The sequence below is a fragment of the Nostoc sp. genome (assembly GCF_036917515.1).
Classification (GTDB): Bacteria; Cyanobacteriota; Cyanobacteriia; order Cyanobacteriales; family Nostocaceae; genus Nostoc.
In genome coordinates this window covers 1-6,972 of the sequence record NZ_JBALDE010000064.1, presented here as the reverse complement: position 1 = coordinate 6,972, position 6,972 = coordinate 1, and the positions used below count along the sequence as shown (strand labels likewise).

Here is a 6,972-nt window from a genome sequence, read left to right as displayed (position 1 = left end):
CATTTGCTCACAAGGTGCTGATATCTTCAATCTTTCAGCTTAAGCCTTGTGAGTTTTCTTACAATAGCCCCTCACTTTTAAAACATCCTCTAAGTTAATAGTTCCTACCCCTGCTAAATTCTCATCAACAACTATAATTTTCTGATGCATAAACCCATTTTTATAACGATACAATTTGATACCAATTCTTTCCATTTCGGTGTAGTAAGAGAAGGAACATAAATAAACAAATAAATGATCGGGTCGATTTGGTAAGAGAATTCGCACATCAACACCTCGCATTGCTGCCAGTTTTAAAGCTGACAATGTTGCCTCATCTGGCACAAAATATGGACTAGCAATCCAGAGGTGAGTTTGAGCTTGATTAATTAGTTCAACGAAAAAAAGCTTACAAGCTGGTAGCGAATCTGCTGGGCCAGTAGGAAGAATGAATGCAGTTTGATTAGTTTCTTGATTAATTTTTACTTCCCAGTTAACTTCGAGAAGTTTTCGAGTTGCCCAATACCAATCTCGCACAAAGGAGTTTTGTAGGCTTTGCACAGTTGGGCCTTCGAGTATTATATGGGTGTCGCGCCAAGGACTCAAGCGAGGATTTTTTCCTAAATATTCGTCACCAATATTCAGTCCACCTACAAATGCGATTTCTCCATCCACTACCAAAATTTTCCGATGATTACGAAAATTATATTGGAGCCGATTACCCTGACCTTGGGTGGTGTTAAATGCACTTACTGCAATTCCATGTTGTTGTAGAGACTCGATATAAGGGCGAGATAATTTTTTTGAACCAATTTCATCGTAGAGAAAGCAGATATTTATTCCTTGCTTGGCTTTAGCAATTAATGCTTCTTTAAACTCATTACCTGCTTGGTCATCGTTAACAGTATAGAATTGGAACAAAATATAATTTCTCGCCGATGCAATCTTTTTCAACATTGCTTCATAGGTTTGCTGACCATCAATTAGTAATTCGGCAGCATTGCCTGATGTGAAAGAAATTTCTGTAAAAGCCTCCGCTAATGGTTGCAACTCAGCTAGATTATCTGGTGGTGCAACCTGAAATTTAATCAGTTCGCTATAAATCGGCTCAATAAGCTTATAGTGTTCTGCATAGACTGAGCGCAGTGTTTCAGCATATCCATGAAATTTAGTTCTTCCTAAAATCCAATACAACGGAATAGCTAGCCAGGGAAAGGTAATTAGAGAAATGCTCCAGGCAATTGCCCCTTGGGAAGAACGCACATTCATCACTGCATGGGCTGCATGTGCAACTCCTACAACATGAACAACAACTGTAGCTGTGCTAAAAACAGCTAGAACACCAGCATTCACAAGCATCTTAATTTTTTTGAGTATTGGTATAAGTAAATTCTGCCAGCAATGGCTTATGATCGGATGAACAAATTTGGTCTAGCACTTTAGCACTGGCTTTTTTCGCACTGATATCTCGATAAAAGATATGATCTAAAGGGGGTGATAACAGGAAGCGTTTAATTTTCTCTTTCTCATCAGGTGCGAAAATTACAGGTGTTAATCCTAATTGAGTTGTTACTTGATTGAGAATAACTGCTCTTTTTCGACTCCAAGTATTGAAATCTCCTGAAAATATTAGTGGTCCCCGATGTATAGATAAGGCTTGCTCTAATTCATTTAGCTGGATTTTAAATTTATTTAAATCTACAAAATTTATCAGGTGAGTATTGACTGTTAAAAGAGTTAGGTTTTGTTCAGATAGCAGATACTCAGTAATTAAAGAAATTTTAGGAGTTTTAACAATTGGTTCATAATGTTTAGTAGTTATTACTTTTTTGGTAGTTGGTTTGATTGTCGAAGCTGTAAAAAGTCCTGAATAAATTTGATGATGAATATCTACAAAATTAGGAGCAAAATTCCAATTCATTTTCAACCATTTTGCCCATTCTTCTGCCTCTAACTTTAAAGAAAATTCTTGTAAGAATATGAGGTTTGGTTGATAATTTGCAATTATTTTGGAAAAATCTTCTAACCAAGCGGTATTATAGTTTTGTTTAGCAATATTCCAACTGAGAACTTTAATTGATTTACTATTAATTTCTATTTGTCGTGAAGTATTTTTATCAATTGTGAGTTCTTGTAAACGAAAAAATCTAGAACCCGGAACAAATTTCGTAATCAGAGTGTTTACGTGTTTTTGAATATTAGGCATTACTAATATTAAAATAGATTTATTCTAGCTTAACGCTATTAAACAGTCGTTAGAGAAGAATAGCACATTTTTAAAGCTATAAGCTAGGCTCCATAAGCACTACAGCTTTTAACGCTATTGAACAGTGTCAGGATAAAGCGGGCGATTTTCCTTGATATACCTTACAGTTTACTAAGGTGGCTTAGGAGAGCGATCGCAATTCTAAATGATTTGTAAGAAAATTCACCCCCAGCTAACGCCGTCTTCTCAAAGTATCAGGGGGACTCTAAAAGGATCATAACTATTTAAAATTACCAATCTCTAAAAAATAATATAGAGACGTAGCATTGCTATGTCTCTATAAAAGGGTTTTAGATAACGCATATTTTTAAAATATTTCTACCCTGACTATTCTTGCTATTTGCTATTTTGCTGAAACTCATATTGGGGAATAACTTCTGTTTCATTCTTTGCTGCATTTATCCACTCTTGCATTGCTGGAAGTGCCAAAACTGACTCTATATAACTTCTAGAAACAGTATTTAATTGCACATTATAGGCGATAAACCGCAGGACAACTGGAGCAAAAAATGCATCGGCAATCGTAAAATTACCAAATAAAAAATTGCCACCAGCCCCAAACTTTTGACGCGATTCTTGCCAGATACTGGTAATGCGGTCAATGTCTTGTTGTACAACTGATGTTAAACCTTTCCCAGGATATTTAGTACGGCAGTTCATCGGCATATTCTGACGTAAGTTTTGAAATCCTGAGTGCATCTCCGCACTGATAGAATGGGCTAATGCTCTTGCAGCCTTATCCTCTGGCCACCATTGCAGGGTTAGAAATGTTTCCGCTAGATATTCACAAATAGCAAGAGAATCCCACACCGTTTGTGTATCGTGCAATAATACAGGTACTTTTCCTGATGACGAATATTGCCGAATTTTTGATGAATAATCTGGGTTGTTATAGAGAGGAATCCGAATCTCATTGAATTCTAAATCGAATTGCTTCATCGCTAACCAAGGACGAAGCGACCAAGATGAATAATTTTTGTTGCCGATTACCAAAGTAAGTTGTGTCATATTTTTAATGCCGATAAAGTTGTTCAATCCACATAGACACATCAGTTTCGGAACCTGAAGAGAAAGATTTTCCGGTTACAGGGTCGTAAGCTTGCCAATAGATATTACCGTGGCGGTCAACCTTTTGCCAAACTTGTAATTCATGAGGATCTGCTAAAATGTTTTTGATAAAATTTTCCCAAATCATATACAGAGATTTCCAAAAGTTTAAGTTGAATTTTTTCTGGAATGACGGACTACAATTTATTTCTATATCTTCTGTTGATAAACACCTAATGTCATTATTCATAAAATTATTCCTGAAAGTTGGTTAGTAAATAAAACACTAACAACATCTCAGTTAGGAATCAAATCATGGCTTGCATAGGTTCTATAAATTACATTTATAGATATGAAAAATCATTAATACAACCTTTTTGCCACAATAAAGTCAGGATATGTATGCCCTTGTTCTGAGCAATTGCCTATGAAACTCTCCCAACTTCGAGCCATAGTTGCAGTAGCAGATTGTGGTAACTTTAGTGAGGCAGCCTTAGAATTGCAGCTTTCCCAACCTGCGATTAGTCATGCCATTGCCACCCTAGAAGAAGAATTGGGTGTGCCATTATTTGCCAGAGGTCGTCATGGTGCTGTGCTGACACCTGCTGGAGAGCGCATTTTGTATCATGCGCGTCAAGCAATGCAGCATCTAAAGATGATGCAACACGAAGCAAACCTGCATAAAGGTTTACACGGTGGTCATGTGCGAATTGCGGCTTTTCGGAGCGTCGCTACTCATCTATTACCAAAAGCGATCGCTCAATTTCACAACCAATTCCCAGAAATTGCTGTCACAATCATAGAGTGTACTGCTTTCACAGATGTAGAACAGTGTTTGCATGATGGACGTGCCGATATTGGTATTACCTGTCTGCCAACTGGTGAAGAATTTGAAACCTGGGAAATTTTTCGGGATGAGTATGTAGCTTTACTACCACCAGATACCAAAATTAGCAATCCAAAAATTACTTGGGAAGATATCGCAGCCTATCCGCCAGTTTTACTTCCTTGTACACCCTGTGGACGCATTCTTCACAACCACCTGAAGACTTTTGCAATTCCAATCAATACTGCTAGCGACATTCAAGAAGATTCCACAGTTGTTAGTATGGTGAATCAAGGACTGAGAGCAGCTATTATGCCTCGTTTAGCAGCTGTACCCATTCCCCCAAAGGTGCAGGTATACAGTTTACCTGCACCACTCGAAAGAGTAATTGCAACGGCAATTTTATCTAATGCTCTACAAGTACCTGCGGTATTCACCTTTTTGGAGATGTTGAGTAAATTTGATTTTTATAGTTTAGCTAAATTCACTTATTGATTGCATACGAATTAGTAATTAGTTAAACCGATGCCTCTTTTAGCGAATTCTTCAACAGTTTTTTGTGAGAACTCATGAGTTGCGATCGCCTGCAACATTGCCAGTGGTAAAGTCAAATGATCTGCCCCAGCTTGCAACGATGCGGCTGCTTCTTCAGGAGATTTGATACTAGCTGCTAAGATTTCCGTATCACTACCTTTGAGTACGCTAGCCATATCCCGCACTAAGGCAATACCATCACCTAATAATCGGGTAGCTCGATTTACATAAGCTATGGCAATTTTAGCTCCTGCTTCCCGTGCTACTGCTGCCTGTGCTGCACTATAAATCGCTGTCACTGAACAGGTAATTTCTGGTGATAGACTTGCCACCACTTCAAACCCTAACGGTGTTGCGGGAATCTTTAAAATTGTTTGCGAACCAATAATCTCAAAAGCTTTTCTACCTTCAGCTAGCATCCCAGCTTTATCGGATGCCATAATTTGATAGTATAACGGGCCATTTGTCAAGGCAACTAACTTTTTGAGCGTGGTTTCTGGTGGAGTATCGCTTTGAGATAACAGTGTGGGATTTGTTGTAATACCTTTTACCCATCCCCAAAGCTTAACAACTTCAGCTTCCGATGCGATCGCTGAGTCTAGATATAATGCCATACTTAATTCCTCCTGCATTTCTCCTGCTACACACCATACATCATCCAGAAGCTTTGCACTGATATTTCTGCCTACCTTGATTGGATAAGCATCTTACCCGTTTATCTATACTTTTTTAAATACCTACCCTTAAAAGCCACTATTCATTCCCCTTTCCTTAAGAAATGCATCAAATGTAAACCTATCTGGTAGCGAAGTTTGGGCGCCTGGTTTTGTTGCTGTCAAAGCACCTGCTGCTGCACCCCAAGCAACTGCTTGATGTAAGGAAAGTCCTTCAAAAAGTGCCGCCGCCAAACCACCATTGAAAGCATCGCCTGCGGCTACTGTATCAACTGCATGAACTGAAAACGCGGGTACAAAAAACTTTTCTTCAGCAGTCGCACAAAAAACACCCTTAGCACCTAGTTTGACGATTGCACATTTCACACCCCGTTGCAATAAAACCGCAGCGGCTTTAGCTGCTTGTTCCTCTCCATCCACAGGAAAACCAACCAACTGCGCTGCTTCAACTTCATTTGGTGTAATAATGTCTACCAATGAATACAATTCATCTGGTAAATTAGATTGTGCGGGTGCAGGGTCAAAAATCACTTTTATGTTTCTACGTCGTGCTAGTTGAGCAGCAGCAATCACAGCAATAATAGGAATTTCTAGTTGTAAAAGTAATGCTGTAGCTGCTGGTAAAAAGTAGGATAATCGCTCTATATCTTCTTGATTGACGCGCCCATTTGCACCAGGAATGACGACAATTTGATTTTCACCAGTCTGACTCACGGTGATAATAGCAACTCCAGAACTAACAGTTTTATCCACAAAAATGTTATCAGTCTGTACACCAGATGCTTGCAAATTGTTAACAAGTTCCTTACCAAAATCGTCTGCACCTACACGCCCCACAATCTGGGTAGGAATGCCCAATTTTGCTAATGCTACGGCTTGATTGGCTCCTTTCCCTCCCGAAACTTTAAAAAATCCTTCTCCTAGCAACGTTTCTCCTGCGACTGGCAACCGGGGTGTTGTTGCTACTAAGTCTATATTGATGCTACCGAAGACGATAATACTCATGATGCTGATTTTTATTGATAATATTACAGGATGCGATGTCTACGACGGGCTACACCTACGCAAATATGCGAGTAAATTAGGGTTATGCGAAACATCTAAAACGACCAATTCTCATAATTTACATCATGCTTAGTTTGTAAGTGCTTAAGTCGTAAGCTCGTTTAACCCTTTCGGTGGCGTTGCTGATTAGATGTATGAATTTTGTTGTAGAGAGGCAAAATCATTGTAGTAAAAGCGTAAACGCTACGGACACTCGCTTATCTTTTCCGGTACGCCGTGAATTTTTTCACCAATAACTGGGAACCATATAACCATCGTTTTAATGGTTGTCTTATTAGAAGTAGGTTATGACATTCAAAATTCTCAGTTTAGATGGTGGTGGAATTCGTGGTGTAATTTCGGTACAAATGCTCAAAGAGGTTGAAAAGCAAATCAAAAAAACTTACGATTTAGAGTTACACGAATACTTTGATATGATTACTGGTACTTCTACTGGTTCGATTATTGCTGCGGGACTAGCGAAAGGCTTAAACACCACTAAACTGCTGGAACTATAGCGGTTCTCAGTTGGGTGCAATATAGTAACAGCAGTGGGTGAACCATCCAATAATGTCTTTTTTAGTTACCGCATTCAGAGCATT

Annotated in this window: 8 protein-coding genes; 2 read left to right on the top strand and 6 right to left on the bottom strand. The window is 38.8% G+C overall.

Annotated elements, in window-relative coordinates; all coding sequences use genetic code 11:
• Positions 1 to 39: 39 nt before the first annotated feature.
• From cls to V7K89_RS07955, 4 genes are all read right to left on the bottom strand, one after another.
• Complete coding sequence (cls, locus tag V7K89_RS07970) at positions 40 to 1,338, bottom strand: cardiolipin synthase (RefSeq protein WP_335185974.1); 1,299 nt, start codon at positions 1,336 to 1,338, stop codon at positions 40 to 42.
• Between the two features lies 1 nt (position 1,339).
• Positions 1,340 to 2,185 (bottom strand): endonuclease/exonuclease/phosphatase family protein, encoded by an 846-nt coding sequence (locus V7K89_RS07965; RefSeq protein WP_335185972.1) that lies wholly within the window; start codon positions 2,183 to 2,185, stop codon positions 1,340 to 1,342.
• Between the two features lie 396 nt (positions 2,186 to 2,581).
• The gene (locus tag V7K89_RS07960; RefSeq protein WP_335185970.1) at positions 2,582 to 3,253 is read right to left on the bottom strand and encodes a glutathione S-transferase family protein; all 672 of its coding nucleotides are present in this window, start codon (positions 3,251 to 3,253) and stop codon (positions 2,582 to 2,584) included.
• Positions 3,254 to 3,257: 4 nt separating this feature from the next.
• Positions 3,258 to 3,542 (bottom strand): hypothetical protein, encoded by a 285-nt coding sequence (locus tag V7K89_RS07955; RefSeq protein ID WP_335185968.1) that lies wholly within the window; start codon positions 3,540 to 3,542, stop codon positions 3,258 to 3,260.
• A 177-nt stretch (positions 3,543 to 3,719) separates the two neighbouring features.
• Between V7K89_RS07955 and V7K89_RS07950 the strand changes: the two genes are divergently transcribed.
• The gene (locus V7K89_RS07950; RefSeq protein ID WP_335185966.1) at positions 3,720 to 4,613 is read left to right on the top strand and encodes a LysR family transcriptional regulator; all 894 of its coding nucleotides are present in this window, start codon (positions 3,720 to 3,722) and stop codon (positions 4,611 to 4,613) included.
• A gap of 11 nt (positions 4,614 to 4,624) precedes the next feature.
• On the opposite strand, the gene V7K89_RS07945 is transcribed toward V7K89_RS07950, so the two are convergent.
• Positions 4,625 to 5,266 carry a transaldolase family protein gene (locus V7K89_RS07945; RefSeq protein WP_335185964.1) on the bottom strand — a complete coding sequence of 214 codons (642 nt, stop codon included), beginning with the start codon at positions 5,264 to 5,266 and terminating at the stop codon, positions 4,625 to 4,627.
• Between the two features lie 129 nt (positions 5,267 to 5,395).
• On the bottom strand, positions 5,396 to 6,331 hold the full coding sequence (gene rbsK, locus V7K89_RS07940) for a ribokinase (RefSeq protein WP_335185959.1): 936 nt from the start codon (positions 6,329 to 6,331) through the stop codon (positions 5,396 to 5,398).
• A 347-nt stretch (positions 6,332 to 6,678) separates the two neighbouring features.
• Between rbsK and V7K89_RS07935 the strand changes: the two genes are divergently transcribed.
• Positions 6,679 to 6,888 carry a patatin-like phospholipase family protein gene (locus V7K89_RS07935; RefSeq protein ID WP_335185957.1) on the top strand — a complete coding sequence of 70 codons (210 nt, stop codon included), beginning with the start codon at positions 6,679 to 6,681 and terminating at the stop codon, positions 6,886 to 6,888.
• Positions 6,889 to 6,972 lie beyond the last annotated feature (84 nt).